We start from the raw sequence: 26469 nt of genomic DNA, 5'->3' as shown, positions 1-26469 counted from the left end.
GCGCGCGGGCACCGGCGCACGCCGGGGTGACGGCGCGTCGTTTCATCGTACCCATTGAGCTGCGCCGCCCCCGGCAGCGGCGGGCCCGGGTAGGCGGCGCCACAGGGAACGCCGGGGGCGGACTTTCCGGGGGGTCGGGGACTACGGTGAGGGGGTGCACGACGAGCCCATCGACCCGTTCAACGGCGACCCGGCCGATCCGGCTGCCGGTCTGGACGACCCGCGCGAGGCCGACCCGCTCGACCCGCTGACCGAGGTCGAGCGGCAGGACGTCCTGGAGGACCTCGCCGACCTGGAGATCTACCAGGCCCTGCTCCAGCCGATCGGGGTCCGCGGCCTGGTGATCGAGTGCGAGGACTGCCGCGAGCCCCATTACTTCGACTGGGACCTGCTCCGGGGCAACCTGCGCCACCTGCTCAACTCGGGGCGGCCCCGGGTGCACGAGCCGGCGTACGACCCCGACCCGGACCACTACGTGAGCTGGGACTACGCCCGGGGCTACGCGGACGGCGTGCACGACACCCTCACCGAGGGCACCGACGACTCCGCCGAGGACTGACCGGCCGCTCAGGCGACCAGGCCGGCGCGGAAGCCGGCGGCCACGGCGTGTGCCCGGTCCCGCGCACCGAGCTTGCGGAACAGCCGGCGGGCGTGCGTCTTGACCGTGTCCTCGGAGACGAACAACTCCCGCCCGATCTCCGCGTTGCTCTTGCCCTCGGCCATGCCCAGCAGCACCTGAAGCTCACGCTCCGTGAGCCCGATGGCACTGCGTGGGGTGCGCGCCGGCCGCTGCGGGCCGCCCGCCGGCCCCGGCTCCGCCTCGGCCGCCGCCGGATCGGCGGCGTCCTCGCCGCGCTGCACGGGCACGACCGTGGGCGCCCCACCGGGACCCTCCGCCGGACCCGCCGCGCCCGCCGGCCACGCCGCCCCGGCCGGGGTACGCCCCGGCGCGGCCGACCGGGCCGGTCCACCGACCGCCGCGGCGTCGCGGGCCGGGTCGGTGACCCGGTGCCGGTTCGTGCGCCCGGGGGCGGAGAGCAGCAGCAGCGCCTTGGCGACCGCGCTGGTCAGGTCGTGGTCGGCGTTCTGGATGAGGCCGCGCGCCCCGGCGCTGATGGTGGCCGCGGCCGCCTCCGACTCCTCGGCGCCGAGCAGCAGCACCGCGGCCTGCGGGGCGCGGGCGAGCACCCGGCGGACGAAGCCGGCGCTGTCCGGCCGGGTGAGGGCGGTGTCGGCGAGCACCACGTCGACCGGCCGCTCGGCGAGCCGGAGCATCACCTCGGGATCGGAGACGGCCGTCCGGAGCACGCCGGCCAGCCCGAGCCGCGCCGCCGCGGAGGTCAAATGCTGGGCTGCGAGTGGTGTCCGAACGCACACGAGAACGCTACGCACAGTGGTCTCCTCTCCGCCTCAGAGCAGACCACGGCGGGGTGTGCTCGGGAGGAGGTTCCGGGCAATCATCCGAACTTTTCCGGCAGATGGGGCATATGCCGCCGACTGTCCGAGGTTTTCGATCACAGATGTGTGAGCGCGGGAAAGCCCGGGTACCGAGGGGTCAGTCCGGAACCGGTGTCCCGCGCGGACCGCCGCCCGGTAGGAGCTGGCCACGAGAATTCCGCGGTGCCGCGCGGGAGGAGGGGTGCTGATGTCGAACGTACGCAGACTGCCCGGACCCATTGTCGACCTCTGGGACTGGCAGCGGCTCGGTGCCTGCCGCGGGCGCGACAGCGCGCAGTTCTTCCACCCCGACGGCGAGCGCGGCTCGTCGCGGTTGCGCCGGGAGTCCGGCGCCAAGGCCGTCTGCCGCGCCTGCCCGGTGCGCGCCGAGTGCGCCGCGCACGCCCTCTCGGTCCGCGAGCCGTACGGCGTGTGGGGCGGGTTCAGCGAGTCGGAGCGGCTGCGGCTGCTCGCCCTCGGCTGGGAGGACCTGGCCGACCGCCGGCAGTCCCGCGTGGACGTCGCCCGGCTGGAGGCCCGCCTGGGCCGGCCGCACAAGTCCGCCGTCCCGGACCAGCGCAAGATCGCCTGACCCATCCACAAGACCACCGCGACGCCGCGCCCCTCCCGGGGCGCGGCGTCGCTCCATGTCCCGGTCGAGCCGCCACCGTTTCGCCCCCCCCCCGCCGTGTTGATCAAGGAGTTTGCGTCAGGAGTCGGCCGAACCGCGACGCAAACTTCTTGATCGACTCGGCTGGCCGGCGGGGCCTACGGCTCAGCCGACCGTCACCTTCACGGTGTGCCAGCCGGTGGCGCCGTCGGGGGCGACCGGGCGGCGCCGCTCCGGCTGGGTCTCGCCGCCGGCGTCGGTGGCCCGGACCTGGAGCGTGTGCTCGCCCGGGCCGGCGTCCCAGCGCCACGACCACTGCACCCAGGTGTCCACCGAGGCGGTCGGGGCCAGCGTCGCCTCCTGCCAGGGGCCGCCGTCGACGCGTACCTCGACCCTGCGGACGCCGCGGTGCTGCGCCCAGGCCACCCCGGCGACCGTGATCGGACCGGCGGTCAGCCGGCCGCGCGCCCGCGGCGTGTCGATCCGCGACTGCGTCTTGATCGGGCCCTGCGCCGACCAGCCGCGCGGCACCCAGTACGCGTCGAAGTCCGCGAAGCTGGTCAGCTCCAGCTCGGTCACCCACTTGCACGCCGAGACGTACCCGTAGAGGCCGGGCACCACCATCCGCACCGGGAAGCCGTGCTCGACCGGCAGCGGCTCACCGTTCATGCCGACCGCGAGCAGCGCGTCCCGGCCGTCCCGCAGCACGGCCGTCGGGGTGCCGCAGGTCCAGCCGTCGACCGAGCGGCCCACCACCTGGTCCGCGCCGTCCTCCGGCTGCGCCTCGTCCAGCAGCTCCCGGATCGGCACGCCCAGCCAGCGGGCATTGCCGATGAGGTCCCCGCCGACCTCGTTGGAGACGCACGCCAGGGTCACGTAGCGCTCGATCATCGGCCGGGCGAGCAGGTCGTCGAAGCTCAACTCGATCGGGTTGCGGACCCGGCCGTGGATGCGCAGCCGCCAGGTCGCCGGGTCCACCTGCGGCACCACCAGCGCCGTGTCGATCCGGTAGAACTCCCGGTTCGGGGTGACGAAGGGGGCGAGCCGGGGCAGCGACAGGTCCGCGCCGGCCGGCAGCGGCGGTGCGGGCGTCGCCGGAGCGGGCAGCTTCACCGCCTGCCGGGCCGCCGAGACGCCCCGCTGGCCGGCCAGCCAGTGCCCGCCGAACCCCGCCACCGCGGCCGTGCCGGCCAGCAGGCCGACGCCGCGCAGGAACCGGCGCCGCGACTCGTGGTCGGCCGGTTCCTGCGGCTCCCACCCGGCCGGCTCGTCGGGCGCGAGCGCGGCGATGGAGGGAGGCGGCGCGGGCGACGGCGACGGGGCCCGAGACGGCGTATGCGACGGCGACGCGGATGGCGCGCCGGGCGCCGGCGTGCCGGCCGAGGCCGGTGACGTGACGTCACTGGCCAACGGGCCCGCCACGAAGGCCCAGAGGGTGACCGCCCCCAGCCCGCCGCCGACCAGGGAGGGCAGCGCGTCGTAGGCGTCCGCGCCGGCCCGGGTCAGCGCGGCGGCCACCCCGAGGGCGCCGAACGCGGCGATGCCGGCCAGGCCGAGCCACAGCCGGCGGGCGGCCAGCACGCCGAGCAGCGCCGCGATCGCCGCCAGCAGCACCGACGTGCCGACCAGCAGGGCGACCTTGTCGTACGTGCCGAAGACCGCGATGGCGAACTGCTTGAGCGGCTCGGGCACCGCGTCGACCACCAGCCCGCCGACCGCGATCAGCGGCGCGGAGCGGGGGCCGGTGAAGACGGCCACCGGTTCGGCCACGCCGATCGCGACGGCCGCGGCGGTGACCCCGGCCAGCGCGGCTCGACCGCGCGACATGCTGCTCACGGCGACAAGTGTCGTCGCTCGGAGCGGGCGGTCGCCAACCCCGTCAGCGTTCCGTAAGCAGATACGGGTCAGGGCACACCCCGTGGTGGCGGTGTGCCCTGACGTCAGGCCGTACGGCGCGGGATCAGAAGCCCGGGCCGTGCTGGTGGCCGTGCCCGTGACCGTGGCCGTGACCGGCGGCGGCCGGCTCGGCCTTCTCCGGCTTCTCCACCACGAGGCTCTCGGTGGTGAGCAGCAGGCCGGCGATCGACGCCGCGTTGGAGACCGCGTTGCGGGTCACCTTCACCGGGTCGAGGATGCCGGACCGGACCAGGTCGACGTACTCGCCGTTGGCGGCGTTGAGGCCGTTGCCCCACTCCTGGCCGGCGACCTTCTGCACCACCACGTAGCCGTCGTGGCCGGCGTTCTGGGCGATCCAGCGCAGCGGCTCGACGAGCGCCTTGCGCACGATCGAGACGCCGACCTTCTCGTCACCGGTGAAGCCCAGGTCGTCGTCGAGCACCGGCAGGATCTGGGCCAGGGCGGCGCCGCCACCCGGGACCGTGCCCTCCTCGACCGCGGCCTTGGTCGCCGAGATGGCGTCCTCGATGCGGTGCTTGCGCTCCTTCATCTCGACCTCGGTGGCCGCGCCGGCCTTGATCACCGCGATGCCACCGGAGAGCTTCGCCAGCCGCTCGGCCAGCTTCTCCCGGTCCCACTCGGAGTCCGAGGCCTCGATCTCCTTGCGGATCTGGGCGACCCGGTCGGCGACCTCGGCGGACTGGCCGCCGCCGTCGACGACGGTGGTGTTCTCCTTGTCGACCACGACGCGACGGGCGGTGCCGAGCACCTCCAGGCCGACCTGGTCGAGCTTGTAGCCCAGCTCCGGGGCGACCAGCTCGGCGCCGGTCAGGATCGCCATGTCCTGGAGCATCGCCTTGCGGCGGTCGCCGAAGCCGGGGGCCTTCACGGCGCAGACCTTGATGGTCTTGCGGATCGCGTTGACCACCAGCGTGGACAGGGCCTGGCCCTCGACGTCCTCGGCGATGATGAGCAGCGGCTTGTTGTTCTGGAGGACCTTCTCCAGCAGCGGCAGCAGCTCCTCGATCGCCGAGATCTTCTGCGTGGTGATCAGGATGTACGGGTCCTCCAGGACCGCCTCCTGCGCCTCCACGTCGGTGACGAAGTTCGGCGAGATGAAGCCCTTGTCGAACTGGAGACCCTCGGTCACCTCCAGCTCGGTGGTGAGGGCGGAGCCCTCCTCGACGGTGATGACACCGTCGCGGCCGACCCGCTCCATGGCCTCGGCGATCAGCTCGCCGATGGTGGCGTCCTGCGCGGAGATCGTCGCGACGTGCGCGATCGACTCCTTGTCGGCCACCTCGACGGCCCGGCCGAGCAGCGCCTCGGAGACCTTGGCGGCCGCCGCGTCGATGCCCCGCTTGAGGCCGGTCGGGTTGGCCCCGGCCGCCACGTTGCGCAGGCCCTCGCGGACCATGGCCTGGGCCAGCACGGTCGCGGTGGTGGTCCCGTCGCCGGCGACGTCGTTGGTCTTGGTCGCCACCTCCTTGACCAGCTGCGCGCCGAGGTTCTCGTACGGGTTGGTGAGCTCGATCTCCTTGGCGATCGTCACGCCGTCGTTGGTGATCGTGGGCGCACCAAACTTCTTGTCCAGGACGACGTTGCGCCCGCGCGGGCCGAGAGTGACCTTGACCGCGTCCGCGAGGGCGTTGACACCGTGCTCCAGCAGGTGCCGGGCGTCGTCCGAGAAGCTCAGGATCTTCGCCATCTGTATCCCTTCGAAGCGACGTTGCCCCGGCCCGGCGAGCCGGACCGGGGCAACGACACTGATCGGTTGCTTACTTCTCGATGACCGCGAGGACGTCGCGGGCGGAGAGCACCAGGTACTCCTCGCCGGCGTACTTGACCTCGGTGCCGCCGTACTTCGAGTAGAGGACGGTGTCGCCGACCTTGACGTCGATCGGCACGCGGTTGCCCTTGTCGTCGATCCGGCCCGGGCCGACAGCGAGGACGGTGCCCTCCTGCGGCTTCTCCTTGGCGGTGTCGGGGATCACGATGCCCGAGGCGGTGGTGGTCTCGGCCTCGTTCGCCTGGACCACGATGCGGTCCTCGAGCGGCTTGATCGCAACCTTGGTCGCGGTAGTCACGGGCATACCCTCCTGGGGTACTTGGTGTCGTTGCCGGTCGGCGCGCCGACCGGCGTCAATCTGCCACATGCCACCGGGCGGGGCCGTCGTCGCGGGTGCCGGTCCGCCTGGCGTTCAACCCCCGGACACCAGGGCCCGGGCGTTGGCACCCTCAGGGTGAGAGTGCTAATCGCAGGTTATTCCTCGGCTAGCACTCCGTCAAGGAGAGTGCCAGCGCGCCGCCTCCCCGTGTCGCCACAGTTCCGCCACACGTCACCGCAACATGCCCGGAACGTCTCGACGCACCGTGACCGGATCCCTACCGTTCGGGGCCGTAGCCGTCGAGGAGGGAGGGCCGGATGACCCAGGTGCCGACGTTGACGTTCCTGCGCGAGCAGCTCCGGCGGGCGCGGCAGGCGCGCGGGCTCAGCCAGGAGGAGCTGGGCAAGCTGGTGAACTATTCGTCGTCGCAGGTGAGCGCGGTGGAGACCGGCGACCGCCCGGTCCGGCCCGACTACCTGGCCCGCGTCGACGGGGTGCTCGACACCGGCGGCCTCTTCGCCACCATGCTGCAGCTGATCCGGTTCCACGCCGCGCCCGACTGGTTCCGTCCCTGGGAGGAGATCGAGCGCGAGGCCACCTCCCTCCGCTGGTACGGCCCTACCGCGATTCCCGGCCTGCTCCAGACCGAAGCGTATGCGCGGGCGATGCTGGCTGATCGAGGAAGTGGTGACGACATGGACCTGAGCCGCGCCGCCTGGCGCAAGGCGTCACGCAGCAACGCCAACGGCGGCGCGTGCGTCGAGGTCGCCGACAACCTGCCGGGCGTGGTCGCCGTCCGGGACAGCAAGGACCCGAGCGGCCCGGTGCTCACCTTCGACCCGGCGAGCTGGCGCGCCTTCGTCGTCGCCACCCCCACCTTCCGCTGACACCACCGTCCGGGCCGACCGGCGCGGCCGGGAGAATGCACCGGTGGACCTGGAACAGTTCGCTGCCCTGCGTACCCCCGAGGGGTCGGCCGCGCTCGACGCGGCGGCCCGGGTGGCCGGCGGCGACCCGCTGACGGCGGCGGCCGCGCTCCGCTCCGCCGGAGTGCCGGCGGGGCTCGCGGCGGCGGCGCTGACCCAGGCGGAGCTGCGCCGCCGCGCGGCCGGCAAGTTCGGCCCGGCGGCGAGCGGCATGTTCCTCACGCGGGCGGGCCTGGAGCAGGCCACCCGGGGGGTCGTCGCGCGGCGCCGGGCGGAACGCCTGCGCGCCGCGGGCGTCGCCACCCTCGCCGACCTGGGTTGCGGCCTCGGGGCAGACGCGCTCGCGGCGGCCCGCGCCGGCATCCGGGTGTACGGCGTGGAGGCCGACCCGCTGACCGCCGCCATGGCGGCCGCGAACGCCGAGGCCGCCGGGCTGGCCGACCTGTTCACGGTGGAGTGCGGGGACGCGACGGCGTTCGACGTGACCCGGGTCGACGGGGTCTTCTGTGACCCGGCCCGGCGGAAGGCCGGCACCGGCCGGCGGATCTTCGACCCGAACGCCTACTCGCCGCCCTGGGACTTCGTCACCGGCCTGGCCGAGCGGGTGCCGCACACGGTGGTGAAGGTGGCGCCGGGGTTGGACCACGCGCTGATCCCGGCGGGCGCCGAGGCGGAGTGGGTGAGCGTCGACGGCGACCTGGTCGAGGCGGCGCTGTGGTGCGGCGCGCTGGCCGAGATGGCCCGCCGGGCCACCGTGCTCCGGGGAGACACCGCGCACGTGCTGACCGGCGGCGGCGACGCCGAGGCTCCGGTGGGCCGGCCCCGCCGCTTCCTGTACGACCCCGATGCGGCGGTGGTGCGCGCGCACCTGGTCGCCGAACTGGCCGCCGACCTCGACGCGACGCTCGCCGACCCGAGCATCGCCTACCTCTACGGCGACGAGGCCCGACCGACCCCGTTCGCCCGCTGCCTGGAGATCACCGACGTGCTGCCGTTCTCGCTGAAGCGGCTGCGCGCCCTGCTCCGGGAGCGCCGGGTGGGCCGGGTGGAGATCCTCAAGCGCGGCTCGGCGCTGGAACCGGAGAAGCTGCGCCGGGACCTGAAGCTGGCCGGCGACGAGGCGGCCAGCCTGGTGCTGACCCGGGTCGCCGGCGCGCCGACCGTGCTGATCTGCCGACCGCTTCCCGCCTGACGGTTTTCGGCTCGCCCGCCGGGCGGCGGCCGGTTAGCTTGTCGCTCATGGCGGGACAGGGCACTCCGGCGACGGCACTGCTGACGAAGCGGAAGATCGCCCACACCACCCATCCGTACGACGTCTCGCCGGACGCGCCGAACTACGGCGCGCTGGTCGCGGCGGCCCTCGGAGTGCCACCGGCCCGGGTGTTCAAGTCGCTTGTCACCGAGGTCGACGGCGGGCTGACCGTGGCGGTCGTGCCGGTGACCGGTGAGCTGGACCTCAAGGCCCTCGCGGCCGCGGTGGGCGGCAAGCGGGCGGCCATGGCGGACCGGACGGTCGCCGAGCGGGCCACCGGCTACGTCCGCGGCGGGATCAGCCCGCTCGGCCAGCGCAAGCGGCTGCCCACTGTCGTGGACGCGTCCGCTCTGGAGCATCCGACGGTCTACGTGTCGGCGGGGCGCCGGGGCCTGCAACTGCAACTCGCCCCGGCCGACCTGGTCGCCCTGACGGGGGCCGTCACCGCGCCGATCGCCGCCGGCTGAACCGCCCGCGGCCTGCGGGACTGGGAGCGTTTCCGCACGCCAGCGGGGGAGCGCTCTCCATGCGGTGACGGCCGGGTGTCAGTTGCGTTGCTGAATTGTTACCGCCGCCAACAAACTTCTGACCTCGGCTCTCTTGCGCCTGTCCGGACGGGAGGAATACGTTGCCGGGCACAACAAACCACCGACAACTCCCCCAACCCCCGAAAGGACCCGTGCACATGCGCAAGGGCTTCCTCACTTTCGCGGCCGTCGGTCTTCTCGCGACCGGCAGCATGGCCGCCTGTGGTGACAACGGCGGTTCCGACCAGGCCGGCGGCTCGACCGACAAGAAGCCGAAGATCGGCGTGATCCTCCCGGACAGCAAGTCCTCCGCCCGCTGGGAGGGCGCGGACCGCAAGTTCCTGGAGGAGGCCTTCAAGGCCGCCGGCGTCGACTACACGATCCAGAACGCCCAGGGCGACAAGTCCGCCTTCTCCACGATCGCCGACGGCATGCTGACCAGCGGCGTCACCGCCCTGATGATCGTCAACCTGGACTCCGGCACCGGCAAGGCCGTGCTGGAGAAGGCCAAGTCGCAGGGTGTCGCCACCATCGACTACGACCGGCTGACCCTGGGCGGCTCCGCCCAGTACTACGTCAGCTTCGACAACGAGGCGGTCGGCAAGCTCCAGGGCGAGGGCCTGAGCAAGTGCCTGACCGACAAGGGCGCCAAGAGCCCCGTCGTGGCCTACCTGAACGGCTCCCCCACCGACAACAACGCCACGCTGTTCAAGAACGGGTACGACTCGATCCTCAAGCCGAAGTTCGACTCGAAGGAGTACGTGAAGGGCCCGGACCAGTCCGTTCCGGACTGGGACAACGCCCAGGCGGGCGTGATCTTCGAGCAGATGCTCACCCAGACCAAGGGCAAGATCGACGGCGTGCTGGCCGCCAACGACGGTCTCGGCAACGCGGCCATCTCGGTGCTGAAGAAGAACAAGCTCAACGGCAAGGTGCCGGTGACCGGCCAGGACGCCACCGTCCAGGGCCTCCAGAACATCCTCGCCGGTGACCAGTGCATGACGGTCTACAAGGCCATCAAGGAGGAGGCGAAGGCCGCCTCGGACCTGGCGATCGCGCTGGCCAAGGGCGAGAAGAAGGAGACCGGCCAGAAGGTCAAGGACCCGGAGGGCGGCCGTGACGTGGACGCCGTCCTGCTCACCCCGAAGGCCATCTACAAGGACAACGTGAAGGACGTCGTGGCCGACGGCTTCGTCACCAAGGAAGAGCTCTGCACCGGGGCGTACACGAAGCTCTGCGCCGACGCCGGCATCAGCTGACCCGACCCACACCACCCCGCTCCGGCGACGCCGCCCGGCACGGTGACCACCGTGCCGGGCGGCACGTCGCGGACGGGCTCCGAGATCCCCTCCGTCCAAAGGAGACCCCCGTGTCCGCGACCCCCCTGCTGGAGCTACGCGGGATCGACAAGAGCTTCGGTCCCGTCCAGGTTCTGCGCGACGTCGCCTTCTCGGCCCATCCGGGTGAGGTGACCGCGCTGGTCGGCGACAACGGCGCCGGCAAGTCGACCCTGGTGAAGTGCATCAGCGGCATCTACCCCACCGATGCCGGCGAGATCCTCTTCGACGGGCGACCGGTGACCATCCACAACCCGCGGGACGCCGCCGCGCTCGGCATCGAGGTGGTCTACCAGGACCTCGCGCTCTGCGACAACCTCGACATCGTGCAGAACATGTTCCTGGGCCGGGAGAAGCGCAGCGGGGTGGTGCTGGACGAGCCGACCATGGAGCAGTTGGCGGCCGAGACCCTGGCCGGGCTGAGCGTCCGCACCGTCAAGTCGCTGCGCCAGCACGTGTCCAGCCTGTCCGGCGGGCAGCGGCAGACCGTGGCCATCGCCAAGGCCGTGCTCTGGAACAGCAAGCTGGTCATCCTGGACGAGCCGACCGCCGCCCTCGGCGTCGCGCAGACGGCCCAGGTGCTGGAGTTGGTCCGCCGGCTGGCCGACAAGGGCCTGGCCGTGGTGCTCATCTCGCACAACATGAACGACGTCTTCGCCGTGTCCGACCGGATCGCCGCGCTCTACCTCGGCCAGATGGTCGCCCAGGTGAAGACCACCGAGATCACTCACTCGCAGGTGGTCGAGCTGATCACCGCCGGCCGCTCCGGCAACCTCGGCCTCGGCGCCGGGTCGGGCAACGGCAGCGAGACCGCCGACGCGACCCCGGGAGCCCTTCGATGACCACCACCGCTGTGAAGAAGGACGGACCGGCGGCCGTCACACCGACGCCCGCCGTCGCCGACCACGTCCGCAACTACATCGCCCGGGTACGCGGCGGCGACCTCGGCTCCCTGCCCGCCGTCATCGGCCTCGTCGTGCTCTGCCTCGTCTTCGCGATCGTGCGCCCGGTCTTCTTCTCCGCGGCGAACTTCGCCAACCTCTTCACCCAGGGCGCCGCCGTCACGGTGATCGCCATGGGGCTGATCTTCGTGCTGCTGCTCGGTGAGATCGACCTCTCCGCCGGCTTCGCCAGCGGCGTCTGCGCGGCCATCCTGGCCAACGTCGTCACCGTGCTCGGCTACCCCTGGTACGTGGCGGTGGCAGCCGCCCTCGCCACAGGCGTGGTCATCGGTCTGACGCTCGGCTTCCTCGTGGCCAAGGTGGGCATCCCCTCGTTCGTGGTCACCCTGGCCGGCTTCCTGGCCTTCCAGGGTGTGGTGCTGCTGCTCATGAAGGAGGGCACCAACATCTCGATCGGTGACGACGTGATCGTCGGCATCGAGAACGGCCGGATCCCGCCGGCCGTCGGCTGGCTGCTGGCCGCCGTCGCGATCCTCGGGTACGCCGCCGCGCAGCTGCTGCGCCACCGGAACCGGGCCGCCCGCGGCCTGCTCACCGACCCGATCGCCGTGGTGGGCGCCCGGATCGTCGGGGTGGCCGCCCTGATCGGCTTCGCCGTCTACGTGCTCAACCAGGAGCGCAGCATCAACACGCTGATCTCGTCGAACAAGGGCATGCCGGTGGTCGTTCCGATCATCGCGGTCCTGCTGGTCTTCTGGACGTTCGTGCTCAACCGCACCGCGTACGGCCGGCACCTCTACGCCGTCGGCGGCAACGCGGAGGCCGCGCGCCGGGCCGGCATCAACGTGGACCGGATCAAGATCTCCGCCTTCGTGATCTGCTCGGGGATGGCGGCCATCGGCGGCATCATCGCGGCCAGCAAGGACCGGTCGGTCGACCCCAACACTGGCGGCAGCAACGTCCTGCTCTACGCGGTCGGCGCGGCCGTCATCGGCGGCACCAGCCTCTTCGGCGGCAAGGGCCGGATGATCAACGCGGTGCTCGGCGGCGCCGTGGTGGCTGTCATCATCAACGGCATGGGACTGCTGGACCTCAGCTCCGGCCTGAAGTACATCTTCACGGGCGCGGTGCTCATGCTCGCCGCCGGTGTCGACGCCCTGTCGCGGCGCCGCTCGGCCGCGACCGGCACCCGCTGAACGCGGTACGGACATGACGGTGGCGATGCGCGCGGGACCCAGCCAGGACGAGATCCGCCGGCAGAACCTGGGCGCGTTGCTCCGGTACGTGCACGTCCGTGGGGCCACCACCCGCGCGGAGCTGACCACCGCGCTCGGTCTCAACCGCAGCACCATCGGCGCGCTGACCGCCGACCTGGCCGGCGCCGGTCTGGTCAGCGAGGGGACGCCGAAGGAGACCGGCCGGGCCGGACGACCGTCGCTGGTCGTCCGGCCCGAGTCGGCCCGCGTCTACGCGTACGCGTACAGCATCGAGGTGGACCGGCTGCGGGCCGCGCGGGTCGGGCTCGGCGGTGAGGTGCTCGACCGCCGGGAACTGGAACGGCCACGGAACCTGGTCGCCGGGGACGCCGCCCCGCTGCTGGCCGACGCGGTGCGGGAGATGCACCGGGCGGTGCCGCCCGACTCGATCTGCGTGGGCGCCGGGGTGGCGGTCTGCGGCATGGTCCGCCGCGAGGACGGCCTCGTCCGCCTCAGCCCCACCACCGGCTGGGTGGACGAGCCGATCGGCGCGGCGCTCGCCGCCGAACTGGGCGTCGACGTGCCCATCACGGTGGGCAACGTGGCCGACGTGGCGGCGTTCGCCGAGCACGCCCGGGGCGTCGCGGCCGGCTGCGACAACGTCATCTACCTGTACGGGGACGTCGGGGTCGGCGCCGGCATCATCGCCGGTGGGCGGCGGCTCACCGGCCACGGCGGCTACAGCGGCGAGGTCGGGCACATGGTGGTGGTCCGCGACGGCGTGCTCTGCGACTGCGGGCGGCGCGGCTGCTGGGAGACCGAGATCGGCGAGCACGGGCTGCTCCGGGCCGCCGGCCGCTCCGACGCCCGGGGCCGGGAGGCGCTGCTGGCCCTCTTCGACGCCGCCGACCGGGGCGACGCGCGCGCCCAGACCGCGGTGCGGCAGGCCGGCGACTGGCTCGGCTTCGGCGTGGCCAACCTGGTCAACATCTTCAACCCGGAGATGGTCATCTTCGGCGGCACCATGCGCGACCTCTACCTGGCCGCCGCCGCCCAGGTGCGCAGCCGGCTCAACTCCAACGGGCTGCCGGCCTGCCTCGAACACGTGCGGCTGCGTACCCCGAAGCTCGGTGACGACGCGGCGCTCATCGGCGCCGCCGAGCTCGCCTTCGAACGCCTCCTCGCCGACCCGCTGGACGTCGGCTGACCGGTCCCCGGATTCCGGTGAACTGAATCGGGTCGTGATCCGTACCAGTGGGCGGACGGACGGCCGCGGGGGCGGCCGTCCGCGCCATCCCGCGTACCGGTCCGGACCGAGGAGGCACCGCAACCATGGCACCGCTGGAATCCGCACGCCGCCGGCTGGCGCACCGGGTCATCCTGCTGCTCGTCGCGCTCGTCGCGGGGATCGGCGTCCTTCCCGGCGCGGCGATGGCCGCGCCCAACCCCGGTGTGCAGCTCAACGCCGCCGACATGACGCTGCTCAACGGGGTACGACTGGCCGGGCTCTGGGAGATGCCGGCCGGACAGATGGCCGCCGAGAAGGGCCAGTCGAAGCGGGTACGGGAGATCGGCGCGGAGATCGCCCGCCAGCACGGCGTCCTGGACCAGCTCGTGGTCGAGGCCGCGAACAAGCTCGGCGCCACCCTGCCGACCACACCCACCACCCAGCAGCAGGGCTGGCTGACCGAGATGCAGAACGCCACCGGCGCCCAGTTCGACCAGATCTTCGTGACCCGGCTGCGGGTCGCGCACGGCAACATCTTCCCGGTGATCGGCGCGGTACGGGCCAGCACCCGGGACCCGATCGTGCGCAAGCTCGCCGACCAGACCAACACCTTCGTCACCAACCACATGCTGATGCTGGAGAGCACCGGGCTGGTCCGCTGGCAGCAGCTCCCGCCTCCCGCGATGCCCCCGGCGCAGAGCGACTCGCTGATCGCCGCCGCCGGGGCCAACGTCGGCAGCGGCGGCGGGGTCCAGGTCAGCACCACAGTGGTGTGGGCCGTCTTCCTGCTCGCCCTGGCCACCGGCGGGTACGCGACCTGGCGGCTGCTGCGCCGCTCCTGACGTGCCTGTTAGAAGGGGCCCCCTGTACAACGGAATGCGATAACAGGGGGCCCTTCCTTGCACCTCAGCCGTGCCAGGAGCGCCACAGGGCCGCGTACGGGCCGCCGGCCGCTACCAGCTCGTCGTGCGAGCCCAGCTCCGTGATCCGGCCGTCCTCCACCACCGCCACCCGGTCCGCGTCGTGCGCGGAGAAGAGCCGGTGCGCGATCGCGATGACCGTCCGGCCCTGGAGCACCGCGGCCAGCGACCGTTCCAGCGCCCGGGCCGCCCGCGGGTCGATCAGCGAGGTGGCCTCGTCCAGCACCAGTGTGTGCGGGTCGGCGAGCACCAGCCGGGCCAGCGCGAGCTGCTGCGCCTGGGCCGGCGAGAGCGGATGCCCGCCGGCGCCGACCCGGGTGTCCAGCCCGTCCGGCAGCGCCTCCGCCCAGTCCAGGGCGTCGACCGCGGCCAGCGCGGCGCGGACCTCGGCGGGGCCGGCGTCCGGGCGGACCATCGCCACGTTGTCGGTGAGCGTGCCGATGAACACGTGGTGCTCCTGGCTGACCAGCGCCACGTGGGTGCGCAGCTCGGCCAGGGGCAGCTCGGACAGCGGCCGGCCGTCCACGGTCACCGCGCCGGCGCGCGGCGCGTGCACCCCGGCCAGCAGGCGACCCAGCGTGGACTTCCCCGCGCCGGACGGGCCGACCATGGCCAGCTTCTCCCCCGGCCGGGGCACCAGGGTCACCCCGTGCAGCACGTCGTGACCGGCGCGGTACGCGTACCGGACGTCGTGGGCGGCGAGCCGCCCGTCGTCGGTGACCGGCGCGGCCTCCGCCGGCTTGCCGTCAGCCTCCGCCGGCTTGCCGTCAGCCTCCGCCGGCTCGGCCACGCCGAGCAGCCGGGCCAGCGAGGCGCCGCCGACCTGGAACTCGTCCAGCCAGGAGAGCAGCCGGTCGACCGGGTCCACCAGCTGCTGGGCGTAGAGGGTGGCCGCGGTGACCTGCCCGAGGCTGGCCCAGCCCTCCAGGTAGAACCAGCCGCCGAGCAGCAGGGTGCCGACCACCGGCAGCAGGTAGCCGATCTCGGCGATCGGGAAGAAGACCGTCCGCAGGTTGAGCGTGTAGTACTCGGCCGCGTACGACCGGCGGATGTCCGCGTCGGTGCGGGCCCGGCGGCGGGCCTGCTGCCGCAGCGCCTCGGTGGTCCGCGCCCCCTCGACCGTCTCGCTGATCCCGTCGGTGATGTCCGAGTAGGCGGCGTTCTCCCGCAGGTAGCCGGCCGGCGCCCGGCGCAGGTACCAGCGGGTGCCGGCGACCAGCAGGGGCACCGCGAGCAGGCAGGGCACCACCAGCAGCGGGCCGGTCAGCACCAGCGCGCCCAGGATCAGCAGCACGGTGACCGCCGCGATCAGCGTCTCCGGGGCGGCGAACCGGACCGTCCGGGACAGCGCGGCGACGTCCCGGGAGGTGCGGGTGAGCAGGTCGCCGGTGCCGGCCCGCTCCACCGTGGACAGCGGCAGGGCGAGCACCCGGTCGACGAACTCCTCGCGCAGCTCGGCGAGGACCCGCTCGCCCAGCCGGGCCGAGGCCAGGTGGGCGAAGCGGACCAGCACCGACTGGGCCACCACGAAACCGGCGATGGCCAGGGCGACCCGGTCGACGGTGACCGCGCCGACGCCGCGCGAGATGCCCTCGACGAGGTCACCGAGGAGCCGGGGCGCGACCAGGCCGGCCGCCGCGGCGAGCGCGTGCAGGCCGAGCGCGGCGGCCAGGCCGCGCGGGTGCCGGCGGGCCAGCTCCCGCGCGTACCGGCGGACCTGCCGCGCGTCGGCGACGGGCAGGGCGTTGCTCACCGGTCCTCCTCCCGGCTCACCGCGGCCCGGTACCGGGGCTCGGCGGCGAGCAGTTCGTCGTGGCGGCCCTCGGCGACCACCTTGCCGTCCTCCACGAAGACGACGTGCTCGGCGCGGCCGAGCACCAGCGGGCTGGTGGTGCAGACAAGCGTGGTCCGGCCGCGGCGGGCGTCGGCCAGCCGGTCGGCGATCCGCGCCTCGGTGTGCGCGTCCACCGCGCTTGTCGGCTCGACCAGGACGAGCGTCTCCGGGTCGGCGACCAGCGCCCGCGCCAGCCGCAGCCGCTGCCGCTGCCCGCCGGAGAACTCCCGGCCGCGCTCGGCGACCGGGCTGTCCAGGCCGCCGGGCAGCGCCTCGACGATGTCCGTGGCGCTCGCCGCCACCAGCGCCGCCTCGACGGCGTCCCGATCCCCCCGGTCGCGCGGGTCCAGCTCCGTGCGGAGCGCGCCGCTGAACAGCTGCGCGTCGTTGTCGGCCACCAGGATCCGCTCGCGCACCGTCGCCAGCGCCACGTCCCGCAGCGGTACGCCGTGCAGCGTCACGTCCCCGTCGACGTACCGGCCGAGCCGGTCGGCGATCTCGGCGGCGTCCTCGGGCGCGGTGGCGGCCAGCGCGGTGAGCCGGCCCGGCCGCAGCACCAGCCCGGAGCGCACGTCCACCAGCTCGCCCGGGCCCTCGGGCACCGGCACCGGGCGCGCCGGGTCGGTGAACTCGGGGGCGAGGCGGAGCAGCCGCACCACCCGGCGGGCCGCCACGTGCCCCCGGGTCAGCTTGTCGGCCGCCTCGGTGAGGTTGCGCAGCGGGCTGACCAGGAACGCCGTGTAGCCGTAGAACGAGACCAACTGGCCGGCGCTGATCTCGCCGCGCAGCGCGAACCGCGCCCCAAGCCAGGTCACCAGCACCACGAAGACGCCGGGCAGCAGGATCTGCGCGGCCTGGATCAGCGACTCCACCCGGGCCACCCGCAGGCCGTCGGCCCGCAGCGCCTGGGACTGCTCCCGGTAGCGGGCGCCCAGCACCGGCTCGCCGCCCACCCCGCGCAGCACCCGCAGCCCGGACACGATGTCGCCGGCCCGGGCGGTCAGCTCGCCGGTCGACTCCCGGTACGCCGCCTGCTGCCGGTGCAGCGGCCGGATCAGCAGCGCCACGAGCGCCATGAGCAGCGGCACCCCGAGCACCACCACGAGGCCGAGCGGCACGGAGGCGGTGAGCAGGATCGCCGACACCGTGGCGATGGCGACCACCGCGCCGGTGCCCCGGGCCGTGATGTCGATCGCGCTGCCGACGTGCTCGATGTCGGCCGTGCCGATGCTGACCACCTCACCCGCGGCGACCCGGCGAGGCAGCGCGGCGCCGAGCCGGTTGGTGGCGTCCACGGTGACCTGCACCGTCCGGTAGGCGGCGCCGAGCCAGTTGTGCGCCGCGCAGCGGTGCCGCAGGATGCCGGTCGTCGCCTGGACGACGCCCAGCCCGAGCAGGACGAGACCCCAGCGGAGCAGGGCGTCCGGGTCGCGGTGGGTGAGGCCGGCGTCGATGGCCCGGCCGACGGCGGCCGGCATCAGCGCCTGGGCCAGCATCCAGGTGACACCGAGGGCGATGGCGCCGCCGAAGAGCAGCGGGTGCCGACCGGCGAGCCAGACCAGGTAACGGGTGGCGGACCGGGTGTCGGGGGTGCCGGGATCGCCGGCGGGTGAGAAACGCATGACCACCCGACGCTAGGTGCCGCGCCGGGGTGGACGCCAACCAGTTTCCCGCCGGTCAGGCGGCCCGCCGGGTCAGCGATCGACCTGCGTGAAGTCCCAGCTGTGCGGCGGGCGGGCGACCAGCCGCATGGGCGGCTCCGGCAGCTCCCGCGGGTTGCTCCGCCACTTCGAGATGACCACCACCCGGTGGTCGGTGGAGGAGAACACCTCGCTGGACAGGTGCAGCGGCTCGTGCTCGAACTCGGGCAGCGCGGTCTCGCACACCCAGGTGATCAGGTCGGCGAACCCGTACGGCTCGGCCTTCGCCTCCCACATCCGGACGATCACGTCGGTCCCCTCCCCCGCCTCAGACACTGACCACGGTCAGCGGCATGGCGGAGTCGGCCGGCAGGTCCAGCCGGCTCGGGGCGACGCCCGCGGCGACCAGGTGCGAGCCGAGCGCGGCCACCATGGCGCCGTTGTCGGTGCAGAGCTTCGGCCGGGGCGTACGCACCCGGACGCCGTGCTTCGCGGCCCGGTGCTCCGCCATGGCCCGCAGCCGCGAGTTGGCCGCCACCCCACCGCCGATCACCAGGGTGTCGATGCCGCTGCTCCGGCAGGCGTCCAGCGCCTTGCCGACCAGCACGTCGCAGACCGCCTCCTGGAAGGACGCGGCCACGTCGGCCACCGGCACCGCCTCGCCGGCCCGCTGCCGCGCCTCCACCCAGCGGGCCACCGCCGTCTTCAGCCCCGAGAAGGAGAAGTCGAAGCGGTGCCCGGCCAGGTCCTTCGGCGCGGTCAGCCCGCGCGGGAAGGCGATCGCCGCCGGGTCGCCGGCCCGCGCCTCCCGGTCGATGAACGGGCCGCCCGGGAAGGGGAGCCCGAGCAGCCGGGCCACCTTGTCGAACGCCTCGCCGGCCGCGTCGTCGATTGTCGAGCCGAGCGGGGTGACCTCCCGGGCCAGGTCGTCGACGCGCAGCAGCGAGGAGTGCCCGCCGGAGACCAGCAGTGCGATGGCCGGCTCGGGCAGCGGGCCGTGCTCCAGGGTGTCCACGGCCACGTGCGCGGCGAGGTGGTTCACCCCGTACACCGGCTTCTCGGCGGCCACCGCGTACCCCTTGGCGGCGGCGACACCGACGAGCAGCGCGCCGGCCAGGCCCGGCCCGGAGGTGACGGCGATCGCGTCGATGTCGGCGATCGTCACACCGGCCTCGCGCAGCGCCCGGTCCATCGTCGGCACGATGGCCTCCAGGTGGGCGCGGCTGGCCACCTCGGGCACCACGCCGCCGAACCGGGCGTGCTCCTCGACGCTGGAGGCCAGCGCGTCGGCGAGCAGGGTGTGCCCGCGGACGATGCCCACCCCGGTCTCGTCGCACGACGTCTCGATGCCGAGGATCAGTGGTTCGTCAGCCATGCTCGTCAGTCCTCGTTGCGCTGCATGACCAGCGCGTCGGTGTTGCTCGGTTGGTAGTAGCCGCGGCGCACGCCGATCGGCTCGAAGCCGTACATCGCGTAGAGCCGCTGCGCGGGCGCGTTGTCCGCGGCGACCTCCAGCAGCGTGCTGCGCACCCCCTGCCGGGCCGCCTCGGCCAGCAGCGCCTCCAGCAGCAGCCGGCCGATCCCCCGGCGCTGCGCGTCCCGGCGGACCGCGATGTTCTGCACCCACGCCTCGTCCGGCGGCGCCACCATGAGCCCCGCGTAGCCGAGGACCGTGCCGTCGTCGTCGGTGGCGACCAGGTAGTGGTGGCCGTTGGCCAACTCGTTCCAGAACATCGCCGGGGACCACCGCTCGGCGCCGAACAGGTCCGCCTCCAGCGGCAGCACCTGCTCGACGTGCCACCAGCGGAACCGGCCCAGTCGGACCTGACTCATTGCAGGACCGGCTTGTGGCCGGTGGCCGCGACCGCGTCGGGGCGGCGCAGGTAGAGCGGGGTGAGCGGCTCGCCGGGGGCGCCCGCGCGGATCCGCTCGGCGGCCAGGCGGGCCAGCGCCAGGGCGTCCGGGTAGCGCGGCTCCTCCCGCACCGGCAGGGCGAGGACGTCCGCGTACCGGTGCGCGCCGTCACCGACCGCGGCCGTGACGGCCAGGTCCCGGGCCCGCTCGGCGGCGACCGCCGGGGTGTCCACGTTCGGCCCGGCGATGCGCTGGCCGGCCCCGTCGTAGACGGCCCAGTAGACCTCCCGGCGGCGGGCGTCGCTCGCCGCCAGCACCGGCTCGCCGGCGGCCACCGGGTGGCCGATCCCGTCCAGCGAGCAGACCCCGTACGTGGGGATGCCGAGCACCTGGCCCATGGTGGCGGCGGTGACCAGGCCGACCCGCAGCCCCGTGAACGGCCCGGGACCGAGCCCGGCGACGATCGCGGCCAGGTCGGCGGGGCGGGCGCCGACGTCGGCGAGCACCGCGTCGACCTGCGGGGCGAGCAACTCGCCGTGCGCCCGGGCGTCGACAGTGCACCGCTGCGCGCGGGCCGCGACACCGGCCGCCGAGACCTCGACAAGCGCCGCGGTCACCGCGGGCGTCGAGGAGTCCACCACGAGTACGAGCACGGTATGCGAGCCTAGTCGCCGCCCCGGTTACCGCCGGTGACGCCCCTCCCGCCTCATCGCTCAGCCCGGGGTGCGCGTCGCGGCTGAGCCCGGAGGCCGCGTGACGGCTCAGCTCGGGGTGCGGAAGACCTTGAGGAACCCGGGCAGCAGCCAGGGGCGGGGGCCGGCGACGCGGACCCGCCCGGTGAGCACGGCGCGGGCCCGGCTGATCCGCCCGAACATCATGAGGTTGAGCGTCGCCGGGTCGAAGCGGACCCGCACGTCCGGCCGCTCGTCCGGGGCGGCGATCCGCACCCGACCGTCGGCCAGCGCGAGCGTCAGCGGCGCCGCGTACGCCGAGACGAACCGCACCACGATCCGGCGGCGCGGCGGATCCACCCCGTCGAGCAACCGACCGTAGCCGTGCCGGACCACCCCGGCCAGGAAGAGATCGAGGAAGAGCACCGCGTCGCGGGACGGGACCGACCACGGCCGGCCGGTCGCCCGGGCCAGGTCCCACCCGTGCAGCAGCAGTTCGTTGACCAGGTGGGCGAGGAGGCCGGGGAGCGGGACCCGGGCGTCACCGAGCCAGGGCACCACCTCGTCGGGGCTGCGGTCGGCGCTCACCGCCAGCAGCCGGTCGACGTCGCGGCGCAACCGGTCGAGCAGGTGCGCCGGATCGCGCTCGGTCAGGTGCCGCAGCACCAGGTCGTTGGCGTCCGCCACGGTGTCGACGGTGACCAGCGGAAGCCGCTCGCCCAGCCCGGGGACCGGCAGCGGCTCGCCGGCCGGGTCGACCAGCCCGACGTAGAGCCAGGCCACCGAGGCCAGGTGGGCCAGGGTCTCGGCGGCCGTCCAGTCGGCGGTGACCATGGTCTCGGGCGGAACCGAGCGGGCCAGCGCCAGGAACCGGTCGGCGGTCTCCGCCAGCGCCGCCGGCGCCGTCGACCAGCCGTCCGACGTGATGGTCGCCGACACCGCCACCTCCCCGCTCCGGGCGCGAACGGGGCAGAGCCTACTACCGTGCGCCACGGAACGATAGCCCTGCGTCGATGGTCAGCCGGCGGTGCGCTCCCAGTCGATGGTGGGCAGGCCGGCGTCGGCGAGCGCCTTGTTGGCCGCGCTGAACGGCCGACTGCCCAGGAAGCCGCGCGGGTTCATGGGGCTCGGGTGGCCGGCCTCCAGCACCACGTGGTTCGGGTTGGTGACCAGGGCGGCCTTCTTGCGCGCGTAGCCGCCCCAGAGCAGGAAGACCACGCGCTGGTCCAGCGCGTCGAGGGCCCGGATGGTGGCGTCGGTGAACTCCTCCCAGCCCTTGTTGGCGTGCGAGCCCGGGGTGGCCTGCCGGACGGTGAGCACCGCGTTGAGCAGCAGCACCCCCTGCGCCGCCCAGCCGCTCAGGTTGCCGCCGGCCGGCTTCGGCACGCCCAGGTCCTCGGCCAGCTCCTTGAAGACGTTGCGCAGCGACGGCGGCACCGCCACCCGGTCGCGCACGCTGAAGCTCAGCCCGTGCGCCTGCCCCGCCTTGTGGTAGGGGTCCTGCCCGAGGATCAGCACCCGGGTCTGCTCCGGCCCGCACAGCCGGTAGGCCGAGAACAGGTCCTCGACCGGCGGGAAGACCGCCCCGGCGGCGTATTCCGCGGCGACGAACTCGGCCAGCGCCGCGGTGCGGGCCGGGTCGAGGTGCGGCGTGAGCGCCGCGCGCCAGGCGTCGGGCAGCAGCGCCAGCAGGTCGAGGGTGGGGGCGTCGTCGGGCATCGGCAACCTTTCACCACGTCTGATCGGTCCCCGGAACTGTAGGCAGCGGGTACGACAGCGGTCAGTCCAGGGCGGCCAACCGCCGCGCCCAGTCGCCGCCCACCGGCTCCAGGGTGACCACCCGGGTGTCGTCGTCCCGCCTGTCGATGCGGACCCGCAGGTGGGCGTCGACGAGCTGCTCGACCATCCCCTCGCCCCACTCGACAACGGTGACCGCCTCGTCGACCGAGGCGTCCAGGTCCAGGTCGTCGATCTCGGCGCGCGGGTCGGCCGACTCACCCAGCCGGTACGCGTCGGCGTGCACCAGGGTCACCCGGCCACCCCGGGCCGGGTCCGGCCGGTGCACGCGGGCGATCACGAAGGTCGGCGAGGTGATGTCGCCGCGCACACCGAGACCGGCGCCGATGCCCTGCGTGAGCGCGGTCTTGCCGGCGCCCAGTGGGCCGCTGAGCAGCAGCAGGTCACCGACGCGCAGCACCCCGGCCAGCCGGCGACCGAACTCGTGGGTGTCGTCGACCGTCTTCAACTCCACGATCACAGTGCCACCTCGGCTCGCGACTGCGGGGCTCGCAACCCCGGCTCACTCCTCGCGCTCACAGCGACTCCAGGAACCTCTCCAGCGCCGCGTTCACCTCGTCGGCGTGCTCCAGCATCACCACGTGCCCGCTGTCGTGGATCTTCACGAACTCCGCGTGCGGCAGCCGCCGGACGATCTCCTCGGAGTGGGTCACCGGCGTGATCATGTCCTTGTCCCCCACGATCACCAGCACCGGCGTGCCGGCCAGCGCGGCCAGCGCCGGGAAACGCGAGTGGGTGGCCAGGGTCCGCAGGTAGCGGGTGACCGTGTCGGCCGAGGTGCGGGAGTTCATCGTCTCGACGTACGACACCAGGGCCGGGCTGGGCTTCGGGGTGCCGAAGCCGTACTTGCGGGTGAGCAGCCACGCCACGTTGGAGGTCGACCTGCGGGCCTTGTCGATCACCGTGCCGCCGTAGCGGGTGGCGTTGCTCATCATGTAGATCACCGGCGCGCCGACCCGGCCGAGCAGCGCGGGCGCCACCAGCTTGGTCTCCGCGAGCAGCCCGCCCGACGTGGCCATCAGCACCGTGCCGACCACCCGGTCGCCGAACAGCTCCGGGTAGAGCTCGGCCAGCGCCATGATCGTCATACCGCCCATCGAGTGGCCGACCAGCACCAGCGGCCCCTCCGGCGCCACCTTGTCGATCACCCGGCGCAGGGTGTGACCCAGCGCGGCCAGGTCGTAGTCGCCGCCCTCCAGCTTCCCGGAGCGGCCGTGCCCGGGCTGGTCGTAGGCGACGATGCGGTAGTCGCCGCGCGCGGCCAGCATCTTGCGCTGGAAGTGGAACGTGCCCATGTCCAGGCAGAAGCCGTGCACCAGCACCACGGTCGGGTGCCCGGCGACCGGCCGGGTCGGCTCGACCACCTCCACGTGGATGTCGGTGCCGCGCGGCATCTCCAGCAGGTACGACTCGTCGAACCGCTGCTCGCCGAACACCTCGTCCGCGTACGGATCGGTGGGGTCGGCCTTGAGGCGGCGGACCAGGACCCGCTCGCTCACCACCCCTGCGGCGAGCCCGGCGGCGGCGACGCCGACCGCGGCGCCCACCACACCGGCGACCCGACCCGCGGCGGTGCGCGGCCGGGGGATCCGGAAGCGCTGACTCATGGGCGCTCGCCGTCGTAGACGCGCGGCACCCGGACGCCGCCGAACCGGGTCACGATCTCGTAGTTGATGGTGCCGACCGCCTCGGCCCAGTCGTCGGCCGTGGGCTCGCCGTCCGCGCCGCTGCCGAAGAGGACGGCCACGTCACCGGCGGCCACCTCGTCCTCGCCGCAGTCGACCACGAACTGGTCCATGCAGACCCGGCCCGAGATGGTCCGCCGCTTGCCGGCGAGCTGCACCGGGCCGGTGTTCGAGGCGTGCCGGGGCACCCCGTCGGCGTAGCCGAGCGGGACGACCGCCAGGTTCGCCTCCTCCTTGGTGAGGTAGGCGTGGCCGTACGACACACCGGTGCCGGCCGGGACCCGCTTGGTGAGCATCACCCGGGCCCGGGCGGTCATCGCCGGGCGCAGGCCGAACTGCTCGCCCTCGATCGGGGAGAGGCCGTAGACCGCCAGGCCGGGGCGGACCAGGTCGAAGTGGGTGTCCGGGCGGGTCAGCGTGGCCGCCGAGTTGGCCAGGTGCCGGTAGCGGGGGCGCAGCCCGGCCCGCTCCACCATCTCCAGCCCCTCGTGGAACACCGCCAACTGGCGGTCGGTGGTGGGGTGGCCGGGCGAGTCCGCGTACACGAAGTGGCTCCACACGCCGACCACCTCGACCAGGCCGTCGGCCTGGGCCTTCGCGGCGGCCTCCAGCAGCGCCGGCCAGTCGGCGACGGTGGCCCCGCCGCGCGACAGCCCGGTGTCGATCTTGAGGTGCAGCCGGGCCGGGCGCTCCGCCCGCCGGCCCGCCTCGACCATCTCGTCGAGCTGGGTGAGGCTGGCGCAGCCCAGGTCCACGCCGACCGCGATCCCGTCGTGCAGCGGCAGCCCCGGATCGAGCAGCCAGGCCAGCACGGGCGCGGTGACCCCCTCCTGGCGCAGCAGGAGCGCCTCGTCGAGGGTGCAGACGCCGAGCCAGTCCGCGCCGGCGTCGAGCGCCGCGTTGGCCGCCGGCACCATGCCGTGACCGTAGCCGTCGGCCTTGACCACCGCCATCAGCTCGGCGCTGGTGCCCGACTTGAGCCGGGCCACGTTCTCCCGGATCGCGTCCAGGTCGACGCGCACCTCCGACTGCCACATGCCCCTCAGCCTACTTCCGTCCGTGATCACCGTGGCCCTGAGCCGCGGGGCCGGTCGCCCCCGCGCCGGCGGTCGCCGCCACGTGCAGCCCCGGCAACCTGGGCGTTCAGCCCAGCCGGGCCAGGACCGGGCGGAGCGCGATCGCCACGTCGGGCGCGGTCACCGGACCGCCGCGCGCCGCCTCGCGGCCGGCCAGCCCGTGCAGGTACGCGGCCGCGGCGGCCGCCCGCTCCGGCGCCAGCCCGGCGGCGAGCAGCGAGCCGAGCAGCCCGGCCAGCACGTCGCCGGTGCCCCCGGTGGCCAGCACCGGCGTGCCGGTCGGGTTGACGTAGGCCCGGCCGTCCGGGATGCCGATGATCGTGCGGTCGCCCTTGAGCAGCACCACCGCGTTCATCCAGGCGGCCAGCCGCAGCGCCGCTCCGACCCGGTCCGCGCCCGGGGACTCGCCGCAGAGCCGGGCGTACTCGCGGTCGTGCGGGGTCACCACGATCGGGGCGTCCCGCCCGCGCAGCCGGTCCGCCAGCTTGCCGTCGACAAGCAGGGTGAGCGCGTCGGCGTCGAGCACCACCGGCACCGGCGCGGCGAGCACCGCGCGCAGCTCGGCGGCGGACTCGTCGCCGGTGCCCAGCCCCGAGCCGCAGATCCACGCCTGCACCCGGCCGGCGTCGGCGACCCGGTCGGTGGCGATCACCGACGGGTGCTGGTGCAGCACCTCCGCCCGGGCACCGCCCGCGTAGCGGACCATGCCGGTGGGGCCGGCCAACGCGCCGCTCACCGAGAGCACCGCCGCGCCCGGGTAGGTGGCCGAGCCGGTCGCCACGCCGACCACGCCCCGGCTGTACTTCTCCGAGGACGGGCCGAGCCGGGGCCACCAGTCGACAACGTCGGACCACTCGGTGACGCGCAGGGCGGGGGTGCCGCGCAGCCACGGCGCCAGCCCGATGTCGACCAGCTCGACGTGCCCGGCGAGCGGCGCGGCCGGGCCGACCACCAGGGCCGGCTTCAGCGCGCCGAAGGTGACCGTCACGTCGGCGCGGACCGCGCAGGGCCGGCCGGAGGCGGTGAGCGGCACGTGCCCGGTGTCCACGGCGACGCCGCTCGGCACGTCCACCGCGACCACCGTGGCCCGGGCGCCGTCCCGCCCGCTGCGCTCGGCCAGGCTCGCGGCGAGCTGGTCGGCGGTCTCCCGGAGCCCGCCGGTGCCGCCGATCCCGACGATGCCGTCGAGCACCAGGTCGACCACGGCCGGCGGCCGGTCGACCACGCGCCCGCCGGCCGCCCGGAGCGCGGCCAGCCCGTCGGCGTGCGCCCGGCCCGGGGTGAGCAGCAGGGCGTCGACCGCCGCGCCCCGCCGGGCCAGGTGCGCGCCCGCGTAGAGCGTGTCGCCGCCGTTGTCGCCGGAGCCGATCAGCAGCAGCACCCGGGCGCCGTAGACGCCGCCCCGCTCGCCGAGCAGCAGCGCGCAGCGGCGGGCCAGGCCCGCGGCGGCCCGCTGCATCAGCGCCCCGGGCGGCAGGGTGGCCATCAGGCCCGCCTCCGCCGCGCGTACGTCCGCGACCCGCCACACCGGTCTCATGCCACTCCGTCCCGTCCGTTCGTCCCGTTCGTCCCG

Annotated in this window: 26 protein-coding genes and 1 pseudogene; 11 read left to right on the top strand and 16 right to left on the bottom strand. The window is 74.1% G+C overall.

Features of this window, described 5'->3' with window-relative positions:
• The first annotated feature begins 154 nt into the window (after positions 1 to 154).
• Positions 155 to 559 (top strand): DUF5319 domain-containing protein, encoded by a 405-nt coding sequence (locus GA0070603_RS23985; RefSeq protein WP_091318152.1) that lies wholly within the window; start codon positions 155 to 157, stop codon positions 557 to 559.
• A gap of 8 nt (positions 560 to 567) precedes the next feature.
• On the opposite strand, the gene GA0070603_RS23980 is transcribed toward GA0070603_RS23985, so the two are convergent.
• Entirely contained in the window at positions 568 to 1392 is an 825-nt protein-coding gene (locus tag GA0070603_RS23980; protein WP_091318149.1) for a helix-turn-helix transcriptional regulator, read from the bottom strand.
• 253 nt (positions 1393 to 1645) lie between these two features.
• On the opposite strand from GA0070603_RS23980, the gene GA0070603_RS23975 reads away from it, so the two are divergent.
• Positions 1646 to 2029, top strand: a complete 384-nt coding sequence (locus tag GA0070603_RS23975) for a WhiB family transcriptional regulator (RefSeq protein WP_091322257.1) — start codon at positions 1646 to 1648, stop codon at positions 2027 to 2029.
• A gap of 183 nt (positions 2030 to 2212) precedes the next feature.
• Here the strand turns inward: GA0070603_RS23975 and GA0070603_RS23970 are convergent, their stop codons facing one another.
• The 3 genes from GA0070603_RS23970 to groES form a co-directional block, all read right to left on the bottom strand.
• Positions 2213 to 3883, bottom strand: a complete 1671-nt coding sequence (locus GA0070603_RS23970; RefSeq protein WP_091318146.1) for a molybdopterin-dependent oxidoreductase — start codon at positions 3881 to 3883, stop codon at positions 2213 to 2215.
• Positions 3884 to 4007: 124 nt separating this feature from the next.
• Positions 4008 to 5651 (bottom strand): chaperonin GroEL, encoded by a 1644-nt coding sequence (gene groL / locus GA0070603_RS23965; RefSeq protein ID WP_091318144.1) that lies wholly within the window; start codon positions 5649 to 5651, stop codon positions 4008 to 4010.
• 70 nt (positions 5652 to 5721) lie between these two features.
• Positions 5722 to 6036: a co-chaperone GroES gene (gene groES / locus GA0070603_RS23960; protein ID WP_018222648.1), complete on the bottom strand. Its 315-nt coding sequence runs from the start codon at positions 6034 to 6036 to the stop codon at positions 5722 to 5724.
• A gap of 332 nt (positions 6037 to 6368) precedes the next feature.
• On the opposite strand from groES, the pseudogene GA0070603_RS32730 reads away from it, so the two are divergent.
• The 9 genes and pseudogenes from GA0070603_RS32730 to GA0070603_RS23920 form a co-directional block, all read left to right on the top strand.
• A pseudogene (locus GA0070603_RS32730) lies at positions 6369 to 6743 on the top strand (helix-turn-helix domain-containing protein); the annotation flags it as partial.
• 3 nt (positions 6744 to 6746) lie between these two features.
• Positions 6747 to 6938: a DUF397 domain-containing protein gene (locus GA0070603_RS32725; RefSeq protein WP_244282747.1), complete on the top strand. Its 192-nt coding sequence runs from the start codon at positions 6747 to 6749 to the stop codon at positions 6936 to 6938.
• A 43-nt stretch (positions 6939 to 6981) separates the two neighbouring features.
• The gene (locus GA0070603_RS23950) at positions 6982 to 8169 is read left to right on the top strand and encodes a THUMP-like domain-containing protein (protein WP_091318139.1); all 1188 of its coding nucleotides are present in this window, start codon (positions 6982 to 6984) and stop codon (positions 8167 to 8169) included.
• 47 nt (positions 8170 to 8216) lie between these two features.
• A complete protein-coding gene (gene ybaK / locus GA0070603_RS23945) occupies positions 8217 to 8696 on the top strand; it encodes a Cys-tRNA(Pro) deacylase (RefSeq protein ID WP_091318136.1) in 480 nt (159 codons plus the stop codon).
• 218 nt (positions 8697 to 8914) lie between these two features.
• Positions 8915 to 10015, top strand: coding sequence for a sugar ABC transporter substrate-binding protein (locus GA0070603_RS23940; protein WP_091318134.1), 1101 nt, complete (start codon positions 8915 to 8917; stop codon positions 10013 to 10015).
• Positions 10016 to 10125: 110 nt separating this feature from the next.
• Positions 10126 to 10935 carry an ATP-binding cassette domain-containing protein gene (locus GA0070603_RS23935; RefSeq protein WP_091318132.1) on the top strand — a complete coding sequence of 270 codons (810 nt, stop codon included), beginning with the start codon at positions 10126 to 10128 and terminating at the stop codon, positions 10933 to 10935.
• On the top strand, positions 10932 to 12191 hold the full coding sequence (locus GA0070603_RS23930) for a sugar ABC transporter permease (RefSeq protein ID WP_091318129.1): 1260 nt from the start codon (positions 10932 to 10934) through the stop codon (positions 12189 to 12191). Before GA0070603_RS23935 ends, GA0070603_RS23930 begins: the two co-directional genes overlap by 4 nt.
• Positions 12192 to 12216: 25 nt before the next feature.
• Complete coding sequence (locus GA0070603_RS23925) at positions 12217 to 13398, top strand: ROK family protein (protein WP_091322255.1); 1182 nt, start codon at positions 12217 to 12219, stop codon at positions 13396 to 13398.
• Between the two features lie 125 nt (positions 13399 to 13523).
• Complete coding sequence (locus GA0070603_RS23920) at positions 13524 to 14261, top strand: DUF4142 domain-containing protein (protein ID WP_091318127.1); 738 nt, start codon at positions 13524 to 13526, stop codon at positions 14259 to 14261.
• Between the two features lie 64 nt (positions 14262 to 14325).
• Here the strand turns inward: GA0070603_RS23920 and GA0070603_RS23915 are convergent, their stop codons facing one another.
• From GA0070603_RS23915 to GA0070603_RS23860, 12 genes are all read right to left on the bottom strand, one after another.
• Positions 14326 to 16092 carry an ABC transporter ATP-binding protein gene (locus tag GA0070603_RS23915; RefSeq protein WP_091318124.1) on the bottom strand — a complete coding sequence of 589 codons (1767 nt, stop codon included), beginning with the start codon at positions 16090 to 16092 and terminating at the stop codon, positions 14326 to 14328.
• On the bottom strand, positions 16089 to 17795 hold the full coding sequence (locus GA0070603_RS23910; protein ID WP_091322253.1) for an ABC transporter ATP-binding protein: 1707 nt from the start codon (positions 17793 to 17795) through the stop codon (positions 16089 to 16091). The genes GA0070603_RS23915 and GA0070603_RS23910 overlap by 4 nt, the downstream gene beginning before the upstream one ends.
• A 72-nt stretch (positions 17796 to 17867) precedes the next feature.
• Positions 17868 to 18122: a hypothetical protein gene (locus GA0070603_RS23905; protein WP_091262671.1), complete on the bottom strand. Its 255-nt coding sequence runs from the start codon at positions 18120 to 18122 to the stop codon at positions 17868 to 17870.
• Positions 18123 to 18141: 19 nt separating this feature from the next.
• Positions 18142 to 19188, bottom strand: coding sequence for a tRNA (adenosine(37)-N6)-threonylcarbamoyltransferase complex transferase subunit TsaD (tsaD, locus tag GA0070603_RS23900; RefSeq protein WP_091318122.1), 1047 nt, complete (start codon positions 19186 to 19188; stop codon positions 18142 to 18144).
• Between the two features lie 5 nt (positions 19189 to 19193).
• The gene (gene rimI / locus GA0070603_RS23895) at positions 19194 to 19646 is read right to left on the bottom strand and encodes a ribosomal protein S18-alanine N-acetyltransferase (protein WP_091318119.1); all 453 of its coding nucleotides are present in this window, start codon (positions 19644 to 19646) and stop codon (positions 19194 to 19196) included.
• Positions 19643 to 20320 carry a tRNA (adenosine(37)-N6)-threonylcarbamoyltransferase complex dimerization subunit type 1 TsaB gene (tsaB, locus tag GA0070603_RS23890; protein ID WP_091318116.1) on the bottom strand — a complete coding sequence of 226 codons (678 nt, stop codon included), beginning with the start codon at positions 20318 to 20320 and terminating at the stop codon, positions 19643 to 19645. Before tsaB ends, rimI begins: the two co-directional genes overlap by 4 nt.
• 108 nt (positions 20321 to 20428) lie before the next feature.
• Positions 20429 to 21277 carry a maleylpyruvate isomerase N-terminal domain-containing protein gene (locus GA0070603_RS23885; protein WP_244282598.1) on the bottom strand — a complete coding sequence of 283 codons (849 nt, stop codon included), beginning with the start codon at positions 21275 to 21277 and terminating at the stop codon, positions 20429 to 20431.
• Between the two features lie 78 nt (positions 21278 to 21355).
• Positions 21356 to 22057 (bottom strand): uracil-DNA glycosylase, encoded by a 702-nt coding sequence (gene ung / locus GA0070603_RS23880; RefSeq protein ID WP_091318110.1) that lies wholly within the window; start codon positions 22055 to 22057, stop codon positions 21356 to 21358.
• Between the two features lie 61 nt (positions 22058 to 22118).
• Positions 22119 to 22589 (bottom strand): tRNA (adenosine(37)-N6)-threonylcarbamoyltransferase complex ATPase subunit type 1 TsaE, encoded by a 471-nt coding sequence (tsaE, locus tag GA0070603_RS23875; RefSeq protein ID WP_208863070.1) that lies wholly within the window; start codon positions 22587 to 22589, stop codon positions 22119 to 22121.
• A gap of 61 nt (positions 22590 to 22650) precedes the next feature.
• Entirely contained in the window at positions 22651 to 23742 is a 1092-nt protein-coding gene (locus GA0070603_RS23870) for an alpha/beta fold hydrolase (protein WP_091318105.1), read from the bottom strand.
• Positions 23739 to 24857 carry an alanine racemase gene (alr, locus tag GA0070603_RS23865; protein ID WP_091318102.1) on the bottom strand — a complete coding sequence of 373 codons (1119 nt, stop codon included), beginning with the start codon at positions 24855 to 24857 and terminating at the stop codon, positions 23739 to 23741. Before alr ends, GA0070603_RS23870 begins: the two co-directional genes overlap by 4 nt.
• Positions 24858 to 24963: 106 nt before the next feature.
• On the bottom strand, positions 24964 to 26433 hold the full coding sequence (locus GA0070603_RS23860) for an NAD(P)H-hydrate dehydratase (protein WP_091318100.1): 1470 nt from the start codon (positions 26431 to 26433) through the stop codon (positions 24964 to 24966).
• Positions 26434 to 26469: the final 36 nt, after the last annotated feature.

Source organism: Micromonospora chersina (assembly GCF_900091475.1).
Taxonomy (GTDB): domain Bacteria; phylum Actinomycetota; class Actinomycetes; order Mycobacteriales; family Micromonosporaceae; genus Micromonospora; species Micromonospora chersina.
This window is presented reverse-complemented; position numbering and strand designations above follow the sequence as displayed.

Excerpts from the sequence above, each read along its gene's own strand:
- GA0070603_RS23975 (WP_091322257.1), top strand. The coding sequence starts at position 1,646 with ATGTCGAACGTACGCAGACTGCCCGGACCCATTGTCGACCTCTGGGAC.
- groL (WP_091318144.1), bottom strand. The coding sequence starts at position 5,651 with ATGGCGAAGATCCTGAGCTTCTCGGACGACGCCCGGCACCTGCTGGAG.
- groES (WP_018222648.1), bottom strand. The coding sequence starts at position 6,036 with ATGCCCGTGACTACCGCGACCAAGGTTGCGATCAAGCCGCTCGAGGAC.
- GA0070603_RS32725 (WP_244282747.1), top strand. The coding sequence starts at position 6,747 with ATGGACCTGAGCCGCGCCGCCTGGCGCAAGGCGTCACGCAGCAACGCC.
- ybaK (WP_091318136.1), top strand. The coding sequence starts at position 8,217 with ATGGCGGGACAGGGCACTCCGGCGACGGCACTGCTGACGAAGCGGAAG.
- GA0070603_RS23940 (WP_091318134.1), top strand. The coding sequence starts at position 8,915 with ATGCGCAAGGGCTTCCTCACTTTCGCGGCCGTCGGTCTTCTCGCGACC.
- GA0070603_RS23930 (WP_091318129.1), top strand. The coding sequence starts at position 10,932 with ATGACCACCACCGCTGTGAAGAAGGACGGACCGGCGGCCGTCACACCG.
- GA0070603_RS23925 (WP_091322255.1), top strand. The coding sequence starts at position 12,217 with ATGCGCGCGGGACCCAGCCAGGACGAGATCCGCCGGCAGAACCTGGGC.
- GA0070603_RS23920 (WP_091318127.1), top strand. The coding sequence starts at position 13,524 with ATGGCACCGCTGGAATCCGCACGCCGCCGGCTGGCGCACCGGGTCATC.
- GA0070603_RS23910 (WP_091322253.1), bottom strand. The coding sequence starts at position 17,795 with ATGCGTTTCTCACCCGCCGGCGATCCCGGCACCCCCGACACCCGGTCC.
- tsaD (WP_091318122.1), bottom strand. The coding sequence starts at position 19,188 with ATGGCTGACGAACCACTGATCCTCGGCATCGAGACGTCGTGCGACGAG.
- rimI (WP_091318119.1), bottom strand. The coding sequence starts at position 19,646 with ATGAGTCAGGTCCGACTGGGCCGGTTCCGCTGGTGGCACGTCGAGCAG.
- ung (WP_091318110.1), bottom strand. The coding sequence starts at position 22,057 with ATGCCCGACGACGCCCCCACCCTCGACCTGCTGGCGCTGCTGCCCGAC.
- GA0070603_RS23870 (WP_091318105.1), bottom strand. The coding sequence starts at position 23,742 with ATGAGTCAGCGCTTCCGGATCCCCCGGCCGCGCACCGCCGCGGGTCGG.
- alr (WP_091318102.1), bottom strand. The coding sequence starts at position 24,857 with ATGTGGCAGTCGGAGGTGCGCGTCGACCTGGACGCGATCCGGGAGAAC.
- GA0070603_RS23860 (WP_091318100.1), bottom strand. The coding sequence starts at position 26,433 with ATGAGACCGGTGTGGCGGGTCGCGGACGTACGCGCGGCGGAGGCGGGC.